At 73.8% G+C, this 24,573-nt stretch carries 17 protein-coding genes; 8 read left to right on the forward strand and 9 right to left on the reverse strand.

The features are described 5' to 3' along the window. The first annotated feature begins 127 nt into the window (after nucleotides 1–127). From K8F61_RS08555 to K8F61_RS08565, 3 genes are read left to right on the forward strand one after another with little or no spacing between them, the layout of a single operon-like run. Complete coding sequence (locus tag K8F61_RS08555) at nucleotides 128–1,729, forward strand: class I adenylate-forming enzyme family protein (RefSeq protein ID WP_231821345.1); 1,602 nt, start codon at nucleotides 128–130, stop codon at nucleotides 1,727–1,729. Beyond that, nucleotides 1,729–2,988, forward strand: a complete 1,260-nt coding sequence (locus K8F61_RS08560; protein ID WP_231821529.1) for a beta-ketoacyl-[acyl-carrier-protein] synthase family protein — start codon at nucleotides 1,729–1,731, stop codon at nucleotides 2,986–2,988. Before K8F61_RS08555 ends, K8F61_RS08560 begins: the two co-directional genes overlap by 1 nt. Before the next feature lie 32 nt (nucleotides 2,989–3,020). Next, a complete protein-coding gene (locus K8F61_RS08565; RefSeq protein ID WP_231821346.1) occupies nucleotides 3,021–4,193 on the forward strand; it encodes an acyl-CoA dehydrogenase family protein in 1,173 nt (390 codons plus the stop codon). Between the two features lie 12 nt (nucleotides 4,194–4,205). On the opposite strand, the gene K8F61_RS08570 is transcribed toward K8F61_RS08565, so the two are convergent. The 6 genes from K8F61_RS08570 to dhaK all read right to left on the reverse strand — a co-directional run bounded on the left by K8F61_RS08570 (nucleotide 4,206) and on the right by dhaK (nucleotide 13,895). Further along, on the reverse strand, nucleotides 4,206–5,684 hold the full coding sequence (locus K8F61_RS08570; protein WP_231821347.1) for a GMC family oxidoreductase: 1,479 nt from the start codon (nucleotides 5,682–5,684) through the stop codon (nucleotides 4,206–4,208). A 2-nt stretch (nucleotides 5,685–5,686) separates the two neighbouring features. Beyond that, nucleotides 5,687–7,123 (reverse strand): aldehyde dehydrogenase family protein, encoded by a 1,437-nt coding sequence (locus K8F61_RS08575; RefSeq protein ID WP_231821348.1) that lies wholly within the window; start codon nucleotides 7,121–7,123, stop codon nucleotides 5,687–5,689. 206 nt (nucleotides 7,124–7,329) lie between these two features. Next, entirely contained in the window at nucleotides 7,330–9,477 is a 2,148-nt protein-coding gene (locus K8F61_RS08580; protein WP_231821530.1) for a RecQ family ATP-dependent DNA helicase, read from the reverse strand. A 241-nt stretch (nucleotides 9,478–9,718) separates the two neighbouring features. Further along, entirely contained in the window at nucleotides 9,719–12,259 is a 2,541-nt protein-coding gene (gene ptsP, locus K8F61_RS08585) for a phosphoenolpyruvate--protein phosphotransferase (protein WP_231821349.1), read from the reverse strand. Then, nucleotides 12,256–12,900: a dihydroxyacetone kinase subunit DhaL gene (dhaL, locus tag K8F61_RS08590; RefSeq protein ID WP_231821531.1), complete on the reverse strand. Its 645-nt coding sequence runs from the start codon at nucleotides 12,898–12,900 to the stop codon at nucleotides 12,256–12,258. The genes ptsP and dhaL overlap by 4 nt, the downstream gene beginning before the upstream one ends. After that, nucleotides 12,900–13,895 (reverse strand): dihydroxyacetone kinase subunit DhaK, encoded by a 996-nt coding sequence (dhaK, locus tag K8F61_RS08595; protein WP_231821350.1) that lies wholly within the window; start codon nucleotides 13,893–13,895, stop codon nucleotides 12,900–12,902. Before dhaK ends, dhaL begins: the two co-directional genes overlap by 1 nt. Nucleotides 13,896–14,078: 183 nt before the next feature. Between dhaK and K8F61_RS08600 the strand changes: the two genes are divergently transcribed. Further along, on the forward strand, nucleotides 14,079–14,846 hold the full coding sequence (locus tag K8F61_RS08600) for an IclR family transcriptional regulator (RefSeq protein WP_067250743.1): 768 nt from the start codon (nucleotides 14,079–14,081) through the stop codon (nucleotides 14,844–14,846). A gap of 96 nt (nucleotides 14,847–14,942) precedes the next feature. Further along, nucleotides 14,943–16,466 carry an ATP-dependent DNA ligase gene (locus tag K8F61_RS08605; RefSeq protein ID WP_231821351.1) on the forward strand — a complete coding sequence of 508 codons (1,524 nt, stop codon included), beginning with the start codon at nucleotides 14,943–14,945 and terminating at the stop codon, nucleotides 16,464–16,466. A 24-nt stretch (nucleotides 16,467–16,490) separates the two neighbouring features. Here K8F61_RS08605 and K8F61_RS08610 read toward each other — a convergent pair whose 3' ends face one another. Then, on the reverse strand, nucleotides 16,491–17,000 hold the full coding sequence (locus K8F61_RS08610; protein ID WP_067250272.1) for a phosphoribosyltransferase: 510 nt from the start codon (nucleotides 16,998–17,000) through the stop codon (nucleotides 16,491–16,493). Between the two features lie 234 nt (nucleotides 17,001–17,234). Here K8F61_RS08610 and K8F61_RS08615 point away from each other — a divergent pair, with 234 nt between their 5' ends. Together K8F61_RS08615 and K8F61_RS08620 are read left to right on the forward strand one after the other, a co-directional pair. After that, the gene (locus K8F61_RS08615) at nucleotides 17,235–19,031 is read left to right on the forward strand and encodes a thiamine pyrophosphate-binding protein (protein ID WP_231821352.1); all 1,797 of its coding nucleotides are present in this window, start codon (nucleotides 17,235–17,237) and stop codon (nucleotides 19,029–19,031) included. A 237-nt stretch (nucleotides 19,032–19,268) separates the two neighbouring features. Then, nucleotides 19,269–20,129, forward strand: a complete 861-nt coding sequence (locus K8F61_RS08620) for a PhzF family phenazine biosynthesis protein (protein ID WP_231821353.1) — start codon at nucleotides 19,269–19,271, stop codon at nucleotides 20,127–20,129. A gap of 189 nt (nucleotides 20,130–20,318) precedes the next feature. Here the strand turns inward: K8F61_RS08620 and K8F61_RS08625 are convergent, their stop codons facing one another. Continuing rightward, nucleotides 20,319–22,187: an FAD-dependent monooxygenase gene (locus K8F61_RS08625; protein WP_231821354.1), complete on the reverse strand. Its 1,869-nt coding sequence runs from the start codon at nucleotides 22,185–22,187 to the stop codon at nucleotides 20,319–20,321. 172 nt (nucleotides 22,188–22,359) lie between these two features. Between K8F61_RS08625 and K8F61_RS08630 the strand changes: the two genes are divergently transcribed. Next, nucleotides 22,360–23,052 (forward strand): IclR family transcriptional regulator, encoded by a 693-nt coding sequence (locus tag K8F61_RS08630; RefSeq protein WP_219087127.1) that lies wholly within the window; start codon nucleotides 22,360–22,362, stop codon nucleotides 23,050–23,052. A 133-nt stretch (nucleotides 23,053–23,185) separates the two neighbouring features. Here K8F61_RS08630 and K8F61_RS08635 read toward each other — a convergent pair whose 3' ends face one another. Next, the gene (locus tag K8F61_RS08635; RefSeq protein WP_067246375.1) at nucleotides 23,186–24,565 is read right to left on the reverse strand and encodes an MFS transporter; all 1,380 of its coding nucleotides are present in this window, start codon (nucleotides 24,563–24,565) and stop codon (nucleotides 23,186–23,188) included. Between the last annotated feature and the right edge of the window lie 8 nt (nucleotides 24,566–24,573).

The following is a 24,573-nucleotide window of genomic DNA, read 5'->3' on the forward strand; positions in this document are numbered from 1 at the left end:
TTTCGACTCGCTTCTGTCGCTCAACGACCGAGAAGCGTCGCTCAGCGAGCGGGGCGGCCGGGACCGGGTCCGAGCGGTGGAACGGAAACTAGACTGGAGCGGGCCGTTCAGCCGGGGAGGTCATCAGGTGCCGATCACGCGGGCCGTGCGGGAGACGGCGGAGCAGCACCCCGATCGGCTCGCGATCGTGGGGGACGACGAATCACTCACGTACCGGCAGCTCGTCGCGGACTCACGCCGGGTGTTCGCCGTCGTCGACGCCGCGCACCGCGCCCAGACCGCCCCTCCGACACCCGCTCCGGAGACGGGCGGGATCCCGATCACGGCGGTCAGCCTGTCCGACGCGTTCCACACCGCCCGCATCGTCGCCGCGCTGGCCGGATACCGCGCCGTCTCCGCGACCCTCGATCCGCAGTGGCCCCTCGACCACCGCGTCCGGGTGATCGTCTCCACGGGGATCGGCGTGGTGGTCAGCGATTCCCCGGACCTGCGCCGTGCTCTCGCCGACGGCGGCTGGACCGGGACCGTCCTCACCCTCGACGAGTTCCGCTCCCGCGAGGTCGCCGTCGAGGCCGACGGCGCCACCGCCCCGGAACCGACGGTGCGGGCGGACGACGAGGCGTTCCTGCTCCTCTTCTCCTCCGGCACGACCAGCGACCCGAAGGCCTTCCTCAAGACCCGACGACAGTACCGCGCCAACGTCGCCGTCTCCGCCGCGCACCTCGAACCGCTCCCGGGTGTCGCGACTCTCGCTCCCGGTCCGCTCTCCTACAGCCTCACCCTCTATGCGCTGATCGAATGCCTCGCCACGGGAGGATCGGCGCACCTCGCCGACGCCTTCGACCCGGTGCGGATGGCGGCGCGGATCCCCGCCGAGAGCATCACCCGGATCGTCGCCGTCCCCGCCGTCGTGCGCGCGCTCACCGATGCCGCGCGACGGGATCCGCTCCGGTTCGCCGGGCTGGACCTCGTCGTCACCGGCGGAGCGAACCTGCCCGCGGCGATCCGCGACGGGCTCGGTGAGGTGCTCCCCCACGTGCGGCTGATCAGCTACTACGGCGCGGCCGAGATCGGCTTCATCGGGGACAGCCGGGACGGCGACGGCACACTGATCACGCTCTACGACGGCATCGTCGCCCGGATCCGCGACGACGACGGACGCGACGTGCCCGACGGGGAGCTCGGCACGCTGTGGATCCATGCCGAGGCCGCCTCGGACGGCTATCTCGCGGCCACCACGGGCGCGGTCCTGCGCGACGACGACGGATGGGCGACCGTGCACGATCAGGCGCGGATCGTCGACGGGCGGCTGCACCTCGCCGGTCGGGCGGGTGACATCGTCGTGACCGGCGGACACAAGGTCTCCCTTCCCGACGTCGAGCGCGCGTTCGCCGACGCGCCCGGTGTCGGCGCCGTGTGCGCGGTGTCGCTTCCCGACGAGGACCTCGGGCGGATCGTGGCGCTCGTCGTCGAACCGGCCGCCGCCGCGCCGGGCGGGGTCACCACGCCCTCGCGCATCCGGAGCACGGCGGCCACCCCCGCCCCGGACCAGCCGGCGACGCTCCCGGACAAGACGAGCCTGCGCGCGTGGGCGCGCGGTCGGCTCGCCCCGCAGTTCGTGCCGCGGCGGTGGTACGTGCTGCCGCGTCTGCCGCGCACCGCGGGCGGGAAGATCCGCCGGATCGAGACGGCCGAGCGGATCCTGGCCGGCGAGGGGGTACGGCTGTGATGCGGCGGGCGGTCGTCACCGGGATGGGCGCGATCACGCCCAGCGGACTCTCCGCCGACGCGCTGTGGGAGTCCGTCGTCCAGGGGCGCAGCGCCGTCTCCGTCCTCGACGAGCCCGAGTTCGCCTCCCTCCCCGTCCGGACCGGCGGCCGGGTGCGCGGATTCGATGCCGCTGGGCTCGTGGAGCCCGGCCTGCAGCGCCGGCTGAGCCCCGTCCAGCTCTGGGCGATCGCGGCGGCGGACGAGGCGCTCGCCTCGGCCGCGGCGGCCGGGGCGGAGCACGCCGCCGGAGCATGGGCGCCGGAGCGCTTCGGCGTCCTCGCGGCCACCGGGTCCGGGCCGGTCGACGCCATGCAGTCCGCGACCCGCGCCCTGGCGGCGCGCGGCCCTCGCGGCGTCCCCCTCGCCCTGGTCGTGCACGGCGCGCCCGACGCCGCGGCCGCGCTGCTCAGCCAGCGGTACGGCGCGCGCGGCCCCGCGCACGGCGTGACCGCGACGTGCGCATCCGGCGCCGTCGCCCTCGGCGATGCGCTGCGTCGGATCCGTCACGGCTATTCCGACGCCGTGCTCGTCGTCGGGATGGAGGACTGCCTGAACCCGGTGAACCTCGCCGCCAACGCGAACCTGCGCGCACTCGCGAGCGGATACGAGGACGACCCGGGGTCGGCCAGCCGCCCCTTCGACCGCGGACGACGCGGGTTCGTGATGGCCCAGGGCGCCGCGGCGCTCCTCCTCGAGGCCGAGGAGGTCGCCGACGCCCGGGGCGCGGCACCCCTGGCCGTGCTGAGCGGGTTCGGGGAGTCCAGCGACGCGTTCCACGCCACCGCGCCGCAGCCCGAAGGAAGAGGCGCCGCGCAGGCGATCCGCTCCGCGCTGGACGACGCGGGGATCTCCGCGGAACAGGTCGACCACGTGAACCTCCACGGCACCGGGACCCCGGCGGGGGACGCCGCGGAGGTCGCCGCCCTCCGCGACGTGTTCGGGCCCCGCCTGCCGGGCATCCCGCTCACCGCGCCGAAATCCGGCACCGGTCACCTGCTCGGCGCGTCCGGCGTCGTGGAGGCGATCCTGGCCGTCCAGTCCCTGCGCACCGGGCTCGTGCCGCCCACCCTGAACCTCGACGACCCGGAGTTCCCGGACGCGGATCTCGTGACCGGCGAGGCCCGGGCCGTGTCGCCGCGCACCGTCCTGTCGACGTCGTTCGGGTTCGGCGGCCACAACGGCGCCGTCGTCCTCGCCCCCGCTCCGGCCCGCGCCTGATGCGCCGACCGACCCCTCCCGAAGGAGAAGCCATGACCGATCGCCTGACCCGCCACGCGGAGCTCGCCGAGCGCTATCTGCCCGACGCGCTGATGGAGCGCTTCCGGGAGCGCGCCGCCGTGTACGACCGCGAGAACCGCTTCTTCGACGAGGATCTGGCCGACCTCGTCGACCGCGGTTACCTGCGTCTGTTCGTGCCCGAGGAGGCCGGCGGCCCCGGACTGTCGCTCGACGAGGTGTCCCACCTCCAGCAGCGTCTGGCCTCCGCGGCGCCGGCGACGGCGCTCGCGGTCAACATGCACCTGATGTGCACGGGCGTCGTCCAGGCGTTGGCGGCGCGCGGCGACCACTCTCTCGACGGGGTGTTCGCCGAGACGATGGCGGGCGAGATCTTCGCGTTCGGGATCAGCGAGCCCTCCAACGACTGGGTGCTGCAGGGGTCGAAGACGATCGCGACGCCGCAGGAGGATGGCGGCTACCTCCTCGACGGGGTGAAGATCTTCACCTCGCTCTCCCCCGTCTGGACGCGGTTGATCGCCCACGGACGGGACGACACGGATCCCGAGAACCCGATGCTCGTCTACGGGTTCCTGGAGCGCGACACCCCCGGGATCACCGTGTCCGACCAGTGGGACGTGCTGGGGATGCGGGCCTCCCAGAGCCGCGCCACGATCCTGAAGAGCGTCCGCATGGCCCCCGAACGCGTCTCGCGCCGCATCCCCGCCGGCCGCGTACCGGACCCGCTGACCTTCGCGATCACGAGCACCTTCCAGCTCCTCGTCGGCTCCGTGTACGCGGGGGTCGCCTGGCGTGCCCTCGAACTCGGAGCGGCCGGACTCAAGGCCCGCCGCTCGGCCAAGAGCGGGACCACGTATGCGGAGGTGCCGGAGTTCCGCGCACGCCTGGCCGACGCGTACGCCGAGTACCTGGCGGTCCCCGCCCAGCTGGAGGCGTACTGCCGCGACTTCGACGAGCTCGTCGACCACGGCGCCGGCTGGGCCCCGCGGCTCGTCAGCGCCCGTCTCCACGCGTCGGCCGTCGCCCGCCGCGCCACGGAGACCGCCCTGATGTGCACGAGCGGATCGGGGTTCGACAACGGCCACGAGCTCAGCCGCCTGCACCGCGACGCGATGGCGAGCCTGTTCCACCCGCCCGGCGCCGACGCCGCGCGGCCGATGTTCGCCGCCGCGCTCCTCGACGACTGACCGGCCGCGGGCTCAGCCCGCGGCCGTGTCCTCGAGGAGGAACCGCGCCCCGCGCTCGGCGATCATGGCGGCCGGCGCATTGGTGTTCCCGGTGGGGACCGTGGGCATCACCGACGCGTCCACGACGCGCAGCCCCTCGACGCCGCGCACACGCAGCCGCGGATCCACGACCGCCGCGTCGTCGCTGCCCATGCGGCACGTCCCGACCTGGTGGTGGTACGTGATCGCCGTGCGACGCACCCAGTCCTCGACGTCGGCGTCGGTCACCTCCGGCCCCGGATAGACCTCCGTCGCTCCCCACTCGCCCGCGAGCGCGGGCTGCGCGCCGATCCGGCGGCACTGGCGGACGGACGCCGCCAACGACGCCAGGTCGCGCTCGTCCGCGAGCGCCGCGAGATCGATCAGCGGCGGGTCGGCCAGTCCCGGTCCGGACAGGGTGAGCGCTCCGCGGCTGTGCGGCGTGACGAGCCCGGCCATGAGCGTGAACCCGTCCTCCCCGCGCGGCTCCAGCTCTCCCCACATCGGCACCGAGAAATGGATCGGCTGCGTGTCCGGCTCCGCGAGATCGGGCCGGCTCCGCCAGAAGAGGTGGCTCTGCGTCACCGAGACGCCGGGCCGGGGCGGTCCGACCGGCTTCGCCGCCGTGGTGAAGATCACCGGGGAGAGCAGGTGGTCGTGCAGGTTCCTGCCGACCTGCGGGGCGTCCACAACGACGTCGATCCCGTGCCCCTCCAGCTCCTCGCGCGGACCGATCCCCGAGCGCAGCAGGATCACCGGGCTCCCGATGGCCCCGGCGGCGAGGACGACCTCGTCCGCACGCAGCTCCTCCGCCTCGGCGCCCTCGCCCAGCCGGACCCCGCGTGCGCGGCCGTCCTCGACGATCACGGAGTGGACCTCGCGACCGGTGACGATCGTCAGCCGCTGCGCGATCGGCTGCGCGTAGGCCATCCAGGTGTTCACGCGCCGACCGTCGCGCATCGTCACCTGCTCCTGCGAGACGCCGTCGAGGACGCCGCCGTTGTAGTTCTCGTTGCGCGACAGCCCCTCCTGCACCGCGGCGGCCACGATCGACTCCTGGATCGGCGAGAGCGGGTAGTCGTCGGTGACGGGGAGGAGGTCGTTCTCGATCGCGTCGTACACCGGCTCGACCTCGTCCCAGCCCCAGCCGGTGGCGCCCGAGCGCTCCCAGGCGTCGTAGTCGGAGGCGGCGCCGCGCACCCAGATCATGGCGTTGAGCGCGTGCGACCCGCCCGTGACCTTGCCGCGCGGCAGGTGCAGCCGGCGACCGGCCGCATGCTCCTGCGGCACCGTGAAGAAGTCCCAGTCCTCCGCGGAGTGCCAGAGCTCTCCGGCGCGAGACGGGTCGTGGATCGCGGGGTTCTCGTCGTACCCTCCGGCCTCGACGAGCGTCACGGAGACGCCTGCGTCGGCGAGCCGCCGTGCGACGATCGCGCCCGAGGTGCCGGCCCCGACGACGATCGCGGTCCGCACGCTCAGCCCCTCCGTCCGGGGCCGGAGACGACCTGCGTCACCGACACGGACTTCAGGCCCGCCACCCCGAACTCCAGACCGTACCCGGAGCTCTTCACGCCGCCGAACGGCACCATCGGGTGCAGCCCGCCGTGCGAGTTGATCCACACCGTCCCCGACTGCATCCGGGTCGCCGCCTCCCGCGCGGCCTCGGGGTCGCTGGACCACACCGAGGCCCCGAGCCCCGCGTCCAGCCCGTTCGCGCGGGCGAACGCGTCGTCGACGTCCGTGTAGCGGATGACCGGGAGCACCGGGCCGAACTGCTCCTCGTCGACGAGCGGGGCACCGTCCTCGATGTCGGCGACGATCGTCGGACGATAGAACAGCTCGCCGAGCTCCGGCGCGGGCTCGCCTCCGGTGACGATGCGCGCGCCGCGCCGCCGGGCGTCCTCGACCAGGCGCGAGACGATGTCGAACTGCGCCTTGTTCTGCAGGGGGCCGAGGACGTTCTCCTCGTCCAGCCCGTTGCCCATCGGCGTCGAGGCGGCGATCTCGGCCACGGCGTCGACGACCTGGTCGTAGATCGAGTCGTGCACGTACAGACGCTTCATCGCCGCGCAGGTCTGCCCGGTGTTGATGAACGCGCCCCAGAACAGGTCCTGGGCGATCGCCGCGGGGTCGGTCCCCGGCAGGACGATGCCCGCGTCGTTGCCGCCCAGCTCCAGCGTGAGCCGGGCGAGGTTGCCTGCCGAGCTCTCGATGATCCGGCGGCCGGTGGCCGTGGATCCCGTGAACATGATCTTGTCGATGTCCGGGTGCGAGGCCAGCCGGGCGCCCACCTCGCGGTCGCCCGACACGCCGATGAGGACGTCGGCGGGGAGCACGTCGTTCATCACCGCCAGCATCGCCAGGACGCTCAGCGGCGTGTACTCGCTCGGCTTGGCCACGACGGTGTTGCCCATCCGCAGCGACGGCCCGATCTGCCAGATCGTGATCATCAGAGGCCAGTTCCACGGACCGATCGCCCCGACGACGCCGGCCGCCTTGTAGACGAGCTCGGCGTGCAGGTCGGCGTCGTCGACGAGCACCTCCGGCTCGAGCACGGTCGTCGCGTTGGTCCGCAGCCACGCCGAGCAGGCGCCGAGCTCGAAGCGCGCGTTGGGGCCGTTGAGGGGCTTGCCCTGCTCGCGGGAGAGAATCCAGGCGAGCGGCTCCGCGTGCGCGTCGATCGCGTCGGCGGCGGCCAGCAGCAGCGCGCTGCGCTCCTCGTGCCCGAGGGCCTCCCACGCCGGCTGGGCCGCCTTCGCGCGCGCGATCGCGTCGTCCAGGTCCGTCACCGTCTGGACGGGCGCGCGCCCGATCGTCTCCCGGGTCGCGGCGTCGGGGATCTCACGCCCCTGCCCCTCGGGGGCCTGGATGCGGTCGAGCAGCGCGGCGGCCGCTGCGGCGGTATCGGACATCGGACTCTCCTTCGAGCGTTCGGGGCGGGCGCAGGACGACGCCGTCCTCCATTCTGGGTGCGCGCTCGCGGCCGCGTCTTGTCGCCCTGCGCGCCGCCGTTGACCGAGTGCGAACGACCCGGGATCCGGGAGCACCGCGGGCGCGGCCCGACCGCTCCGGGGGCGCGACGCGACCGCTCCGGGGGCGCGCCGCGCCCGCGTCCGGATCAGCCGCGCAGCGCCAGGGCGAACGGCAGGACCGCGCTCGCCCCGGCCGCGCGGAGGACGCCGGCGGCGACCGTGAGGGTCCAGCGGCTGTCGACCTGGTCGTCGACGAGCAGCAGCGGACCCGCCGGGACGTCGAGGTGGTCGGCGCCGAACCGCTCCCAGACGCCGGCGAGGCGGAACGCGCTGTTGCCTCCGGGACCACCGGTCGGGCCGCCGTGCACCGGCGCCAACGCGCCGAGGTACGGGAGCCGGCCGATCTCGGCGAGGCCGCGGGCGAGCGAGTCCACGAGCTGCGGACGCGACCGGGAGGGGACGGCGACCACGGCCACGGGGCGCTGCGTCCAGCCCCAGTCGGCGAGCACCCGGACACAGGCCGCGAGCACCTGCGGCGGGACGGGTCCGTCCGGGGCGCCCGCCGCGAACAGCGTGCGCAGGGTGCCTCCCCATCCGAGGTCCGTCAGGCGGGCCAGCGCTCGTCCCTCCTCGGCCTGGGCGCTGGGATCGATCCGCCCCTTGACCGGCACGCCGAGCCGATCCGCGCCCGTGGGCCACTGACGACGGGGCTCGATGGGGACGCCGACCCGGTCGAGGGACGCGGCGGCCCGCGACGCCTCCGTCTCGGCGATGTCCGCGGAGAACCAGGCACCGGCGCAGTTGTCGCACCGGCCGCAGGGGGCGGCGGTGTCGTCGTCGAGGGCGCGCTGGAGGAACTCCATCCGGCAGCCCGTCGCCTGCTCGTAGTCGAGCATGTGCTGCTGCTCCGCGCGCCGCTCGGCGGCGATGCGGGCGTAGCGCTCGGCGTCGTACACCCAGGGGGTTCCCGTGGCGATCCAGCCCCCTTGGACCCGCCGCACCGCCCCGTCGACGTCCAGCACCTTGAGCAGCAGCTCCAGGGGCGTCCGACGGATGTCGACCATGGCCTCCAGGGCCGGGGTCGAGACCGGCTGGTCCGAGAGCGCGGCCAGCACGCGGCCCGCGCGCTCCTCGTCGGGCATCGAGGCGGTCGCGAAGTAGTGCCAGATGTCGCGGTCCTCGGGCCCGAGCAGCAGCAGCACGTCCGCGCTGTCGCTCGCGCGTCCGGCGCGTCCGACCTGCTGGTAGTACGCGACCGGCGACGAGGGCGCGCCGAGGTGCAGGACGAAACCCAGGTCCGGCTTGTCGAACCCCATTCCCAAGGCGCTCGTCGCGACGAGCGCCTTCACCTCGTTCCGCTTCAGCATCGCCTCCGACTCGGCGCGCTCGTCGGCGTCGGTCTGACCCGTGTACGCCCGCACCGCGTGCCCGCGCTCCTGGAGCAGCCGCGCCGTGTCGACCGCCGCCGACACGGTGAGCGTGTAGATGATGCCCGAGCCCGGAAGCTCGTCGAGATGGCTGAGCAGCCAGGCCAGCCGCCGTGACGCGTCCGGCAGGCGCAGCACGCCGAGCCGCAGGGACGCGCGGGCGAGCGGGCCCCGGATCGTGAGCACGCCATTGCCCGGGGCGCCGGCATCCGTGCCCGTCCCGAGCTGCTCGGCCACGTCCGCGACGACCCGGCTGTTCGCCGTCGCCGTCGTCGCGAGGACCGGCACTCCGGCGGGCATCTGTGCGATGAGGTCGCGCAGGCGTCGGTAGTCGGGCCGGAAGTCGTGCCCCCAGTCGCTGATGCAGTGGGCCTCGTCGACGACCAGCAGGCCGATCCGCTCCACCACAGCCGGGAGGCGCTCCTCTCGGAAGGACGGATTGTTGAGGCGCTCCGGGGACACGAGCAGGACGTCGACCTCGTCCCGGTCGAGCCGGTCGAGGACGTCGCTCCACTCATGCGCGTTGGTCGAGTTGATGGCCACCGCGCGCACGCCCGCGCGCTCCGCCGCGGCGATCTGGTCGCGCATGAGGGCGAGCAGCGGGGACACGAGAACGGTCGGTCCCGCGCCCTGTCGTCGCCGGAGCGCCGTGGCGACGAAGTACACCGCGGACTTCCCCCACCCGGTCCGCTGCACGACGAGCGCTCGGCGCCGTCCCGCGACGAGCGCCTCGATCGCCTCGTACTGGCCGTCGTGGAACTCCGCGTCCGCGCGCCCGACGAGTTCGCGCAGGGTGGCGAGGGCCGCTCCGCGCAGATCCGCGCCCGCGTCCGTCCCCGCCCCGCTCGCCGCGCCCGTCCTGTCCATGCCTGCCGCGTCCGTCCCGTCCCCGCTCGCCGCGCCCGTCCCGTCCCCGCTCGCCGCGCCCGTCCTGTCCATGCCTGCCGCGTCCGTCCCGACCATGCCCCCCAGTCTGCGGCACGCGCCCGACATCCCGATCCACGTCCACCGAAACCCCCTCGCACCGCCGAGACCCCCTCGCTAAGCCGTATCTACGAGGGGGTTTCGACGATCAGAGGGGGTTTCGCGGGACAACGGGAGGAGAGGGTCACGGGGCGAGGATCGCCGCAGCGGCCTCCCGGGCGTCGTCCGCGGAGGCGGCGCCCGCGGCCGCGTCGGCGGCTCGTCGGCACGTCTGCGCGTCCGTCCGGCGCAACGAGGCGGAGACCCCGGCCAGTGCGCGCGCCGACATCGACAGGCTCGTCGCCCCGAGCCCCACCAGGACCGGCGCGAGCAGCGGATCCGCCGCCGCCTCCCCGCACACTCCGACCGGCTGCCCCGTCGCCCGTCCCGCCTCGCCCACGATCCGGATGAGCCGGAGCACCGCCGGCTGCCAGGGGTCGTTCAGAGCCGCGAGCTCGGTCTCCTGCCGATCGGCGGCCATCGTGTACTGGGCCAGATCGTTCGTCCCGAGGCTCACGAAGTCCACGACGCGGAGCAGCTCGGGCGCCAGCAGCGCCGCCGACGGCGTCTCGATCATCACGCCCGCGCTCGCCAGGCCCGCCTCCCGGCAGGCGGCGACGAACTCCTCCGCCTCGGCGATCGTCGCCACCATCGGCGCCATCACGTCCACCGCGGTGCGCTCGGCCTCCGCCGCGTCGGCGATCGCGCGGAGCTGGTCGCGCAGGAGCCCCGGCGCTCGTCGGGCGACACGGAGCCCGCGCACCCCCAATGCCGGGTTCTCCTCGGACAGCGCCGTCGCGAACGGCAGCGGCTTGTCGGATCCGGCGTCCAGAGTGCGCACGACGACCGTCCGGCCGGCGAACGGACGCAGGACCGCCCGGTACGCGGCGGTCTGCTCGGCGACGCTCGGCGCATCATGGCGGTCGAGGAAGAGGAACTCCGTCCGGAACAGGCCGATCCCGTCCGCCCCGGACGCCGCGGCCGCCTCCGCGTCCGCCGCGCCGCCGACGTTGGCCCGCAGCCCGATGCGGGTCCCGTCGGCGAGGCGCCCGTCCCCGTCGAACGGCGCGGTCTCCGTCTCCCCCCGGGCCTCCTCGATCTCGGCGGCGGACGGGTCGAGCCGCACCGTCCCCCGCTCGCCGTCGACGAGCACCGGCCGACCGGCCGGGATCGCCGTCGCCCCCGCGGCGCCGACGACCGCGGGCAGCCCCAGCGACCGCGCGATGATCGCCGTGTGCGAGGTGGGACCGCCCTGCTCCGTGACGAGGGCGACGCAGGCTCCCCCGGCGAGCGCCGCCGTGTCCGCGGGCGCGAGGTCGGGCGCGACGAGCACGAACGGGTCCGACCGATCGGGCACCCCGGGCCGCTCCCGTCCCTCCAGCGTCGCGATGATCCGGTCCCGGACGTCACGGAGGTCCGCCGCCCGCTCGGCCATGCGCCCGCCGAGCGCGGCCACGGCCGCCTCCTGCGCGGAGGCCTCCTCCCAGACCGCCCGCTCCGCCGAGATCCCCTGCGCCCGCACCCGCTCCCCCGCGGCCCGGATCGTCTCGGGGTCGGCGGCCAACAGCCGGGTCGCGTCGAGGATCGCCGCCGCGTCGCCGGTGGCGCGCGATGCTCGATCGGCGAGCTCGGCCACGACGGCGTCCGCCGCGGCCCCGATGCGCGCCGCCTCCGCCTCCCGCTCCGTCAGCGGCACGCGCTCCCCCGCGGGCGGCTCCGCCACCGGCGGTGCGAGAAGGACCACCGGCCCTCCGGCACGACCGGCGCTCACCCCGCGTCCCCGCAGCGTGGCCCCCGGTGCCGGCGGCGCCACGGCGGGCGCAGTCGCGACCGCGGCCGGCGGCTCCGCCTCGACCGCGCCGCCCGCCGGCGTCCCCGGCGCCTCCGGCGTCTCGGCGAGCGCCGCGCCGACCGCGCCGCCCGGCATCGCATCGTCGACCTCCCCGAAACCGTCCTGGAAGAGAGCCGCGATCCGCTCCACCGCGTCCTCGGCTCCGGCGGGCCCCGTCAGCTCGACCTCGTCCCCGGCGCGGGCCCCCAGAGTGAGCAGACGCGAGAGGCTCGCCGCCGCGGCGTCGGGGCCGGACGGCAGGCGCCGCACCCGGACCTCGGCGCCGCCCGCCGCCTCGGCGATCAGGGCCGCGGGCCGCGCGTGGATCCCCAGCGGGTTGCGGACCGTCACCCGACGCGTGACGGCTGCCGGCTCGCCCCCGTCGGCGACGGCGCCCCCCGTGCCGTCGCCGTCGGGGGCGGAGTCGTCCTCACCCGGATCCGCGAGCTGGGCGGTCTTCGCCAGCAGCGCCCCGGACGCCTCCCCGGCCGCGGCGTCCAGGCTCGCACCGGCCGCGGCCGCCACGCTCGCCGCGAGCAGCCCCTCGACGAACGGCGCGGGCACGAGCCGCACCGGCACGTCGCTCATCCGGAACTCCAGCGCCATCTCGGCGCTCATGACCGCCGACCCCAGATCCATGAGCACGAGCACGCCGTCGACCTCGGCGGCGAGCTCGTCGATCGCCGCCGCCACCCGGGTGGCGTCCGTGCCGAGGATCGGCGTGCCGTCCGGCTCCGTTCCCGCGCCGGCGGCGAGCCGCACCGGCGCGCTCCCGTTCGGGACCATCTGCCGGGCGAGCTCGCCCGCCGCCTCGGCCAGACGCTGACTGTGCGAGACGGCGACGATCCCGATCATCGGGTGCGGCCCGCGACCGCGTCGGCGAGCGTCTCGAACAACAGGACCGTGGACGCCGCCCCCGGATCGAGGTGTCCCGCGCTGCGTTCGCCCAGATAGCTCGCACGTCCCTTGCGCGCCACCAGCGGCAGCGTCGCGTCACGCCCTTCCGCGGCGGCCTCGGCGGCCGCACGCGCGGCGTCGGCGAGGTCAGCGCCCTCGCCGATCCGCGCGTCCAGCGCATCCACCGCGGGCGCCATCGCGTCGAAGAGCGTCTTGTCGCCGGCCTCGGCCTTGCCCCGCGCCACGATGCCCTCCAGACCCGCACGGAGGGCCGCCGCGAGCCCGGGCGCGTCGAGCTCCGTCACGGCTCCCGCCGTCATCCCCATCCGGAGGAAGAACGTGCCGTACAGCGGACCGCTCGCTCCGCCCACCGAGCCGACGAGCGTCATCCCCGCGGTCTTCAGCAGCTCGTCGACCGTCGCCGGCGCCGGATCCAGCTTCGCGACGACGGCCTCCATCCCGCGCGTCATGTTCGCGCCGTGGTCCGCGTCGCCGATCGCGGAGTCGAGCTCGGTGAGCCAGTCCCGCTTCGCCGTCACGGCGTCGCGGAAACGGACCAGCCAGTCGGCCAGCGCATCGATCCCGATCGTCCCCGCCATCATGCGCCCCACCGCAGGCCCGGGGTCACGACCGGCGCGTCCCACAGGCGAAGCAGCTCGTCGTCGGCCTTCAGGACCGTGAGCGAGCACCCGGCCATGTCCAGCGACGTGATGTAGTTGCCGACGAGGTTCCGGGCGATCGTCACGCCCGCCTTCTCCAGCAGCGCGGCGACCTCGCCGTACATGAGGTAGAGCTCGATCAGCGGCGACGCGCCCATGCCGTTGAGCATGACGATCGCCGGTCCGCCCGCCGCGTCCAGGTCGGCGAGGATCGGGTCCACCAGCTGGGCCGCGATCTCGCGGGCGGGCGCCAGCGGCTCCCGGTGCCGGCCGGGCTCGCCGTGGATGCCGATCCCGATCTCCATCTGGTCGTCCGGCAGATCGAACGTGGGCTTTCCCGCCGCGGGCACGGTGCAGCTCGTCAGGGCCATGCCCATCGACCGGCCCTGACCGTTCACCCGGGCCGCGAGATCGGCCACGGCCGCGAGGTCCTGCCCCTCCTCCGCGGCTGCGCCCACGATCTTCTCCAGCAGCACCGTGAGCCCGACGCCGCGCCGCCCGGCGGTGTAGAGCGAGTCCTGGACGGCGACGTCGTCGTCCACGGTGACCGAGCGCACCTCGATGCCCTCCATGGACGCCAGTTCCGCGGCCATCTCGAAGTTCAGGACGTCGCCGGTGTAGTTCTTCACGATGTGCAGCACGCCCGCGCCGCGGTCCACCGCCTTCGTCGCCGCCTGCACGCGATCGGGCGTGGGCGACGTGAAGACCTCGCCCGCCACCGCGGCGTCGAGCATTCCGCGCCCGACGTAGCCGCCGTGCAGCGGCTCGTGGCCGGAGCCTCCGCCGGAGACGACCCCGACCTTGCCCGCGTCCTTGGGCGTCGCGCGGGTGATGACATGCGTCTCGAGGTCCACCGACAGCTCGGGATGCGCGAGCGCCACCCCTCGCAGCGACTCGATGAGCACGTCCTCCGGCGCGTTGATGAGCTTCTTCATCCTGCTTCCTCCTGGCTCGGTCAGACCCGGGGGCCGGCGCCGGTGCGAAGCGGTGCGCTGCCCTCCGTCGGGCATCGGTCGAAAGCTCCACTTTCGGAAAGCTTTTCGTTAATGTCGAATATGCGGGGAGAATGACGGAATGTCAAGGGAGACCGACGGCACCGCGGAGAGGGGCGACGACGCATGATCCAGTCGATCGACCGCGCGGCAAGGATCCTCGATCTGCTGCAGGGCGCGCGCCATCTCGGCATCAGCGATCTCGCCGCCGCGCTGGACCTGCCGCCGTCCACCGTGCACGGCATCGTGAAGTCCCTCCGCGCCCACGGGCTGGTCGCGAAGGAGCGGGGCGGGCAGCGCTACATGCTCGGCCCGACCCTGCTGAAGCTCAGCAACGTCTACCTCGACAGCCTGGACGTCCGCGCCCGCGCCATGCGCTGGACCCACGACCTCGCACGGCGCACCGGGATGGCCGTGCGCCTGGGCGCGCCGCACTTCACCGAGGTCCTCGTGATCCACCACACCCTCCGTCCGGACGACAGCCAGCAGATGCTGGAGACGGGACTGGCGATCCCGGCGCACGCCTCGGCCATGGGCAAGGTCCTGCTGGCACACGACCTGGGCTTCCAGCGGGCGGTGTTCGCGGCGCCACTGCGCAGCCTCACCGGCGAGACGATCACCTCGCCCGACCGACTGCGGCGCGAGCTCCCCGGCATCGCGGAACGCGGCGCCGCCGGGGAGAACGACGAGGCGGTGCTCGGGGAGTCCTCGCTCGCCGCCCCCGTCGCCGACGCCCGCGGCGACATCGTGGCGGCCCTCGCGGTCGTCTTCCCCTCGCCGGACGCACCGGCGCCGGACGCCGTGCTCCACGCGCTGCGCGAGACGGCGAGGAACATCTCCCGCGAGCTGGGGTCGCCGACCTGGCCGCCGGGCGTCTCCCCCGCCGACGACTGAGGCGGTGCGGACGGTCCCCGGCCCGATCCCATGCCGGGCGCCGGATCCGGTGTCGCCGCCGATCGCGATGTCGGCGGCCGGTGCGACAATGCCGGTGTGATGCTCTCCGAGCTGGTCGACACCGCCGCCGAGGTCGCGGCCACGTCGTCGCGCCGGGCGAAGATCGACGCGCTCGCCCGGCTGCTCGCGGCGTCCTCTCCCGACGAGCTCGTCCCGCTCGTCGGACTCCTCCTGGCCCAGCCGCGCCAGGGACGCGTCGGCGTCGGGTGGCGCGGCATCGCGGCCGTCGACGTGACGCACGCGCCGGATCCGGTGCTGACCATCGCCGACGTGGACGCCGCGCTCGAGGAGGTCGCCGGGGCCGCGGGCGCCGGGTCGTCCCTGCGCCGCGGGGAGGCGCTGGCCGCGCTCGCCGCGAGATCGACGGCGGCGGAATGGGATTTCCTGGCCCGGGCGATCCTCGGCGAGCTGCGCACGGGCGCGCTCGCCGGCGTTCTCCTGGACGCGATCGCCGCCGCGGCGGACCGGCCGGTCGGTGCGGTGCGCCGGGCCGCGATGCTGTCGGGCGACCTGGCGGAGACGGCGCGCGTGGCGCTCACCGGCACGGCCGCGGACCTGGACGAGGTCGGGCTCGTGGTCGGGCGCCCGGTCCTGCCGATGCTCGCCGGCACGGCCGCGACCGCGTCCGACGCGCTCGCGACCACCGGTCCGGCATCCGTCGAGTACAAGCTGGACGGCGCGCGGATCCAGGTCCACCGCCGGGGAGACACGGTTCAGGTGTTCACCCGTAGCCGCGCCGACATCACGCACCGCGTCCCCGAGATCGTCGAGATCGTCCGAGCGCTGCCCGCCCACGACCTCATCCTCGACGGGGAGACCCTCTCCCTCGACGAGGACGGCGGCCCGCGGCCGTTCCAGGAGACCCTGTCCCGGTTCAGCGCCGACGTCGGGCGGGACCAGCTGTTGCGCCCGTGGTTCTTCGATCTCCTCCACGTCGACGGGAAGGACCTCGTCGACGAGCCGCTCTCGGTGCGCCTGTCGGAGCTCGACCGGGTGGCGGCGCCGTGGCGGATGCCGGGCGTCGTGACCGACGATCCCGAGACCGCCGAGCGCCTGTCGCGCGAGGCGCTCGCCGCCGGCCACGAGGGGGTGCTGGTGAAGGGCGTGGACTCTCCCTACACGGCCGGCCGCCGCGGCACCTCATGGGTCAAGGTCAAGCCCGTGCACACCTACGACCTCGTCGTCCTCGCCGCGGAATGGGGCTCCGGGCGGCGGCGGGGTCTCCTCTCCAACCTGCATCTGGCCGCCCGCGACCCGGGCGGCGAGTGGGGCGAGCCGGGCGGGCTCGTCATGGTCGGGAAGACCTTCAAAGGCCTGACCGACGACCTGCTGCGCTGGCAGACCGAGACGTTCCCCGCTCTGGAGACGCGACGAACCGCGCACGCCGTGTTCCTCCGTCCGGAGCTCGTCGTCGAGATCGCGATCGACGGCGTGCAGCGCTCGTCCCGCTACCCCGGCGGGATCGCCCTGCGGTTCGCGCGGGTCCGCGGCTACCGGCCGGACAAGTCCGTGGCGGATGCGGACACCGTCGGCACCCTGCGGGCGTTGCTGCGCGGCTGAGGGCGACGGCCGGGCCTCCCGCGCTCAGGCGGTGGGCGGAAGACCCTGGTCCTCCTCGCGCACTGTGCCGCGGTAGGACCAGGGGAAGTCGATCCAGAGATCGGTGTCCTTCCAGGCGTAGTCCGGCTGGATGATCGTCGTGGGCTTGGTGTAGATCGTGACCGAGCGGACGTCGGCGCCCTTGGCCCGCAGCAGGTCGACCGCCAGCGCGAGCGTGCGCCCGGAGTCGGCGACGTCGTCGACGAGCAGCACCCGCCGACCGTCCAGGTACTCCATGTCGAGCTCGGGCGGGAGCACCTCGGGCGCGTCGAGCACCGTGCCGATGCCGGTGTAGAACTCGACGTTGATCGCACCGCAGTTCTTCGCGCCGAGGCCGTACGCGATCGCGCCCGCGGGCAGCAGTCCGCCGCGGGCGATGGCGACGACGACCTCCGGCTCGAAGCCGCTGTCGAGGATCCGCCGGGCGAGGTCGCGCGTGGCGACGCCGAAACCATCCCAGGTGAGCGTCTCGCGCTCCTGCACAGCATCCGTCATGCATCCATTCTGCCGTCCCGGGGACCTCCCCGCGTCCTGCCTTCGCGGGGCGGCGGGCGTGGGGACGGCTCCGCACGCCGGACGCGGAACACCGGATAGAATGGGCGTCGTCCGGCCGGCGCCCCCGCCGCCGGTGCCCGAAAAAGGGGCACGAAGCCCACGCTGCGACGACGCACGCGCGGCGAGACACATACGGATCCGCATCATCTCCGTTCCGTCTCGAAAGGCTCTGCCATGCCCTCGGTGTCCGCCCACGTCGCCCTCACCCTCGCCCAGCACATCGACGCCGTGTTCGGGGTCATGGGAAACGGGAACGCGTACTTCCTCGACGCCCTCGAGACCCAGACCGACGCCGTCTTCACCGCCGTCCGCCACGAACAGGGCGCGGTCGTCGCCGCGGACGCGCACTATCGCGCATCCGGTCGGATCGCCGCCGCGACCTCCACCTACGGCGCCGGCTTCACGAACACGATCACCGCGCTCGCGGAGGCGGTCCAGGCCCGGATCCCGCTCGTCCTCGTGGTGGGCGACGAGCCCACCTCCGGTCCACGGCCCTGGGACGTCGACCAGATCGCCCTGGCCTCAGCGGTCGGCGCCCGCACCTATACGACCGGGCGCGCCGACGCGGCGGCCACCACCGTCATCGCGATCGAGCACGCGCTGACCTATCGGGTGCCCGTCGTGCTGGCCATCCCCTACGACGTGGCGGCGCTGGACGCGGGTCCCGTCCCCCCGGCGCCGTCCCCGCGCGTCCCGGCACCGCTCACCCCGAAGGGCGAGTTCGCCGCGGGGATGCTGGACGAGATCGCCTCGGCGCTCCGCGACGCCGAGCGCCCGTTCCTGCTCGCCGGACGCGGCGCGTGGCTTGCCGACGCCGGGGCCGCGCTCGGCGCGCTCGCGGATGCGACCGGAGCCCTCACCGCGTCCTCCGCCCTCGGTCGCGGCGTGTTCCCGGACGCGCGCTACGACCTCGGCGTCACCGGGGGCTTCGGTGCGGACGGCGCGATGGAGCTGATCCGCGAGGCAGACGTCGCGGTCGTGTTCGGCGCATCCCTCAACCAGTTCACGATGCGCTTCGGCGAGCTCTTCGCTCCCGGCACCCGGGTGTTCCAGGTGGACGTCGCCCCGGCCGCCACCCACGCCCACGTCAGCGGGTTCGTCCGAGGGGACGCCCGTGTCGTGGCAGAGGAGCTCGTCGCCCGCCTCGCTGCCGGGGTCAGGTCCGCGTCCGGGACCATGTCCGCGTCCGGGGCCGCGTCGGCGCCGGCGTCCGAGGCCGACGCGCGCCCGGAACGGCGGAGCACCGCCGCATCCGCGGACGGATCCGGGGATTCCGTCCGCCCCGAGCCCACCTCTCCGCGCCCGGCGGGCACGCCCTGGCGCGAACGCGTGGACGTGGCCGCCGCGCGGGCCTATGCTCCGGGCGACGAGCTCGCCGCCGACGGGCGACTGGACCCGCGATCGGCGGCGCGCCGCATCGCCGCGCTCCTGCCCGAGGACCGCGTGGTCGTCTCCGACGGCGGGCACTTCATCGGCTGGGCGAACATGTACTGGCCCGTCGCCGCGCCGGATCGGATGATGATGGTCGGGACCGCCTTCCAGTCCATCGGCCAGGGGTGGCCGAGCGTCGTCGGTGCCGCACGAGCCCGCCCCGACTCGACGGTGGTCCTGACCACGGGCGACGGCGGCGGCCTCATGGCGATCGCGGATCTGGAGTCCGCGGTGCGTGCCGCCGGCGGGAAGGGGATGGCCGTCGTCTGGAACGACGCCGCCTACGGCGCCGAAGTGAACCTGTACGGACTGAAGGGGCTGGCGGAGGGACCGATGCGGATCCCCGAGGTCGACTTCGCAGCCCTCGGGGCCGCCGTCGGCGCCGAAGGGGTCGTGGTCCGCACGCTCGCAGACCTCGATCGGCTCGAGACATGGGCCGCCGAGGACCCGGCGGAGCGCCGCTTCCTCGTGCTCGACCTGAGGATCTCCGGTGACGTGATCGCGCCGTACCAGCAGGAGATCATCCGCGTGAACTCCTGAGCGCGGCTGGCCACCACCCCCGAAACCCCCTCCCCTCGTCCATACCCCCCTCCATCCGCGCTGGTGAGAGGGGGTCTCGACGGTGCGAGGGGGTCTCGGCCCAATCGACGGTGGGGAGGGGGCCGGGCATCCGGACCGTACGGGGGGTCTCGGCAGACTCGACGGTGGGAATTCCCCTCGACGCTGCTCTCCGCGGATCGAGGCCGACGGCCCGCCCGGGGCCGATACGCTCGTGCCATGCCCGACGCGAGCTCCTCCCCCGAGATCCTCCGCTACGCCGCGTTCGCGGCATCGCCCGACGGCGGCAACCCGGCCGGCGTCGTGCTCGACGCGAGCGGCCTCGACGACACCGAGATGCTCCGGATCGCCGCGGACCTGGGCTACCCGGAGACCGCGTTCGTGCACGGCGGTGATGCCGCAGCGCGCCGGTTCTCCCTTCGCTACTGGTCGCCGGGCGCCGAGGTGCCGTTCTGCGGGCACGCCACCGTCGCGACCGCGGTCGCCCTCGCCGAGCGGATCGGACCGGGCGAGATGGTGTTCGAGACGCGCGCCGGAGAGATCGCGCTGACCGCCACCGGCTCCGGCGACGCGCTGACCGTCTCGTTCACGAGCGTCCCCCCGGAGGTGCGGGAGATCGATCCCGCGCTGCGGGCGCGCCTCCTGGATGTGCTGGGGCTCGTGCCGGACGACCTCGATCCGAGGTTCCCCGTGCGCGAGGCGTTCGCGGGCAACTGGCACCCGGTGCTCGTCCTCACCGACCGGGAGCTGTTCCACCAGTTCCGCTTCTCACCGGCGGAGCTCGCCGCGCTCATGGCGGAGACGGACTGGACCGGCACCGTCACCGTGCTCCACGCGCAGGGTGAGCGCGACTACCTGGCGCGGAACCTGTTCCCGGTCGGACGGATCACCGAAGACCCCGCGACCGGGTCTGCCGCGGCGTCCACCGGCGCGTACCTGCGCGAGGTGGGGCGGGCGCAGGCGGGAGATGTGCTCCGGATCCACCAGGGCGCGCACGTCGGCCGCCCGAGCCTGCTCACCGTGACCGTTCCCGCGGCGGGCGGGATCGTGGTGTCGGGCGGGGCCACGCGCCTCCCCTGACACCGAACCTGCCGCGTTTCGTCTCGCTCCGCTCGCTCAACGACCGACGAACACCCACCGCGTTTCGTCTCGCTCCGCTCGCTCAACGACCGACGGACACCCACCGCGTTTCGTCTCGCTCCGCTCGCTCAACGACCGACGGACCCCCACCGGTCGTTGAGCGAGGAGCGCAGCGACGAGACGAAACGGTCAGGCCTCGAGGAATGCGCCCGCGAGGAACGCCGCGAGCTCGTCCGTCGCGTCCAGCGGAAGGACGGCCGCGACGTATTGGTCGGGCCGGACGATCACCACGACGCCGTCACGAGAGAGCTCCCGCGCAGCGAAGATGTCCGTCTCGGTCCACTTGCTCGGCCCGGACGCGTACACCTTCTCCCAGTCGGTGAGCCCCAGCGGCCCCGTCTTCGGCTGGAACAGCTCCGGAGCGGTCGTGACGTCCAGCTCCTCGAACGGCTGCTGGTAGACGACCTTCGCGTCGAACACCGCGTCCGCATCGGCGCCCGCCGGAGTGTACCGGGCGAACAGCGGCGCGGCGGCCTCGGCCCAGGCCCGCACGCCGTCCCCGCTGCGGTCGCCGAAGGCGTAGACCCGCCAGCGGCCGTCGGCCCTGGCGTGGTGGCCGAGGTGGACGACGTTGCCGTCGCCCACTCGCACGACCTCCGCGGACTTGAAGCGCTTGCCGACCGGGAAGCCGCCGGCGAGCGCCTGATGGGCGTCGGACCCGGTGATCATCGAAGCGCCGTACTGCGTCATGAACCCGGAGGGGAACTCCGCCGTGGCGAGGTAGTAGTTCGCCAGCTCCTGCGGGTCCGAGATCTCCTCGGGCTTGCGCGCCATCAGGCTCGACCACTCCCGGTCGAAGTCGATGAGCTGCTGCGCCACGGGCTTCCGCTCCGCGCCGTACGTCGACAGCAGGGACTCCGGGGCGCGTCCGGTGAGCACCGACCCCAGCTTCCAGCCGAGGTTGAAGCCGTCCTGCATGGACACGTTCATCCCCTGCCCGGCCTTGGCGCTGTGGGTGTGGCAGGCGTCCCCCGTCAGGAAGACGTGCGGATGCCGCTCGACGCCCTCGTCCACGTCGTCGAAGCCGTCCGTGATCCGGTGGCCGACCTCGTAGACGCTGTGCCAGGCCACCTCCTTCACGTCGATCGCATAGGGGTGCAGGATCTCGTTCGCCTTGGCGATGATCGTCTCGATCGGCGTCTTGCGCACCGCGTGGTCGTCGTCCTCCGCGACGGCGCCGAGGTCGATGTACATCCGGCTGAGGTACCCGCCCTCCCGCGGGATGTGCAGGATGTTCCCCGCCTCGGAGTTGATGGCGCACTTCGTGCGCCAGTCCGGGAAGTCGGTGTTGACGAGCACGTCCATGACACCCCACGCGTGCGCGGAGATCCCCCCGACGTGCCTGCGCCCGATCGCCTCCCGGACCCGGCTGCGCGCCCCGTCGCAGCCGACGACGTAGGTTGCGCGGATGGTGCGCTCCTCGCCCGCGCGCGGGCCCGCCGTGTGCCGCACCCGCACCTCGACGGGACGGTCGCCGTCCTCGTGGACCGTGAGCCCGAGGAACTCCACGCCGTAGTCGGGGACGATGCGGCCCGGCCCGTGGGCGGCGGCCTCCGCGAAGTAGTCGAGCACGCGCGCCTGGTTGACGATGAGGTGCGGGAACTCGCAGATGTCGTAGGCGTAGTCGGCCGTGCGCGCCGTGCGCACGATGTTCCGCGGGTTCTGGGGATCCGGTCCCCAGAAGTTCATCCAGCCGATGTTGTACGCCTCGGCGATGATCCGCTCCGCGAACCCGAAGGCCTGGAAGGTCTCGACGCTGCGGGGCTGGATGCCGTCCGCCTGGCCGAGCACGAGGCGCCCCTCGCGCTTCTCGATGATGCGGGTGGAGATGCCGGGGTACTGGGACATCTGCGCCGCCAGCAGCATCCCGGCGGGTCCCGAGCCGACGATGAGGACGTCCATCTCGTCGGGGAGGTCGTCCGCGCGGTCGGTGCCGATCCCGTCGGCGTTCTGCACGCGCGGGTCTCCGGACACGTAGCCGTGGTGGTGGAACTGCATCGTCGTCGATTCCTTCCGGACTGCCTCGTTCGGGTCGGACGGTCGGGTCCGCGATCCGGGTCCCTTGCGGGACGGATCACGATGTTCTATATTCGAACACACCGTTCTACTATTGAACACAGCGTATCCGATCCCGGAGGACCGGACAAGGACGCGCGAGCGAGGAGCATCCATGAGCACGGCCCCCGCCTCCCAGACCCTGAGCCGCGGCGTGCGCATCCTCGAGGTGCTGGCCGATGCCCGGAGCCCGCTGTCGATCGACGAGGTCGCAGCCCGCCTGGAGGTCCACCGTTCGATCGCCTACCGGCTCGTCCGCACCCTGGAGGACCACCGGCTGATCGCCCGCGACTCGTCGGGCCTGCTCGCGCTCGGCCCGCGCATGGCGGCCCTCGCCGCGGGCGTCGCGAGCGATCTGCAGTCCGAGGCCCTGCCGGAGCTCACCGCGGTGGCGAACGAGCTCGGGATGACGTGCTTCCTGGCGGTGCTCGACGGGGAGGAGTGCATCACCCTCGTGAGCGTCGAACCGCGCCACACCGTCGCGAGCGTCGCCCAGCGCCCCGGCGCACGCCACCCGGCGACGGTGGGAGCGCCGGGCAAGGCGATCCTGGCCCAGCTCTCCGACACCGACGCGCTCGTCCCCGACCCTCTGCGCGACGAGGTGGCCCGGATCCGCGAGCGCGGTTTCGCCACGAGCCACGACGAGGTGATCCCCACGGTCCAGTCCGTCGCCGTGCCGCTGCCCCTGCGCGGTCGCCGGCCCGCCGCGATCGCCGTCGTGCACGTCGCGACCGCGCACGCCGACGCCGACATCGCCGCGCGGCTCATCCGCTCCGCGGAGTCGATCCGCGCCTCCCTCGACGGCTGACCCGCCCGCGCCCCCGCGCCCCGCGCCCCACGCGCCCGCGCCCACACGCGCCCGCACGCGCCGAGTGGTCAGTTTCTGTGGGTTGAGGACGCCTCAACCCACAGAAACTGACCACTCGACGGGCGGGGCGGGGCTACGCGCGAGACAGGCCGTAGATCGGGCTCACCGCCTGCTCGGCCTCGGCGTCCGGCCCGAGCGGGATGCCGCTGCGGTCGCGCAGCAGCAGCGTCGCGACGAGGCCGAGCAGGGTCATCCCCGCGAGGTACCAGGTGATGCCCTGGGTGGAGCCGGTGGCCTGCACGATCGCCGTCGCGATGGTCGGGGCGAACGCACCGCCGACGATCGCGCCGATCGCGTAGGAGATCGAGACGCCCGAGAAGCGGATCGAGGCCGGGAAGAGCTCGGTGTACAGCGCCGCCTGCGGACCGTACGTGAATCCGAGTCCGATGGTGAGGATCGCGAGACCCGCGAACAGCGGCCCGATCTCTCCGAGATTGACCAGCGGGAACAGCGCGAACACCCCGCCGAGCTGGAGCACCCAGCCGATGATGTACGTGGTGCGGCGCCCGATCCGGTCGGACACCCACCCCGCGATGAGGGTCGAGATCAGCCAGGTCACGGCGGAGCCGGCGACGGCCCACAGCACGGGACCCCGCTCCAGCCCGATCGGCCCCTCGGGGTTCGTGGCGTAGCCCTGGATGTAGCCGCCGGTCGTCATGTACCCCACGGCGTTGTTCCCGGCGAAGACGAGCGCGGCGATGATCACGAGCAGCAGGTGCTTGCGGAACAGCTGCACGATCGGCATCCGCGCCTCCTCCTTGCGCTCGGCCAGCTCCGTGAACACGGGGCTCTCCTCGACCTTGCGACGGACGTAGTAGCCGACGAGGATCAGCACCACGCTGAGCAGGAACGGGATCCGCCAGCCCCAGGCGAGGAACTGGTCACCGGGCGCGAGGAAGGCCATGATCGCCATCACGCCCGAGGCGAGGAGCAGCCCGAGCGGCACGCCGATCTGCGGCGAGGCGCCGAAGATCCCACGGCGCTTCTTCGGGGCGTGCTCGACGGCCATGAGCACGGCGCCGCCCCACTCGCCGCCGGCCGAGATCCCCTGCAGGATCCGCAGCAGCACGAGCAGCACCGGCGCCGCGACGCCGATGGTCTCGTACGTCGGCAGCACGCCGATCAGCGCCGTGGCCGCACCCATGAGGATCAGCGTCCACATCAGCACGGCCTTGCGTCCGACCTTGTCGCCGAAGTGGCCGGCGAGGAAGGCGCCGAGCGGTCGGAACAGGAAGCTCACGCCCACGGTCGCGAAGCCGACGAGGGCGCTGTTCGCCCCGAGCGGCGCGAAGAAGAGCTGCCCGAACACCAGGCCGACGGCCGTGGCGTAGATGAAGAAGTCGTACCACTCCACGGTCGTTCCCACGACCGTGGCGAAGACGACGCGGCGACGATCGGCTGCCGTCGCGATGGTGCCGGTCGGGGTGAACCCGTCCTGTGACTGCCCGCTCATGGGGTGTC

Source organism: Microbacterium resistens (genome assembly GCF_021172025.1).
GTDB classification, from domain to species: Bacteria; Actinomycetota; Actinomycetes; order Actinomycetales; family Microbacteriaceae; genus Microbacterium; species Microbacterium resistens.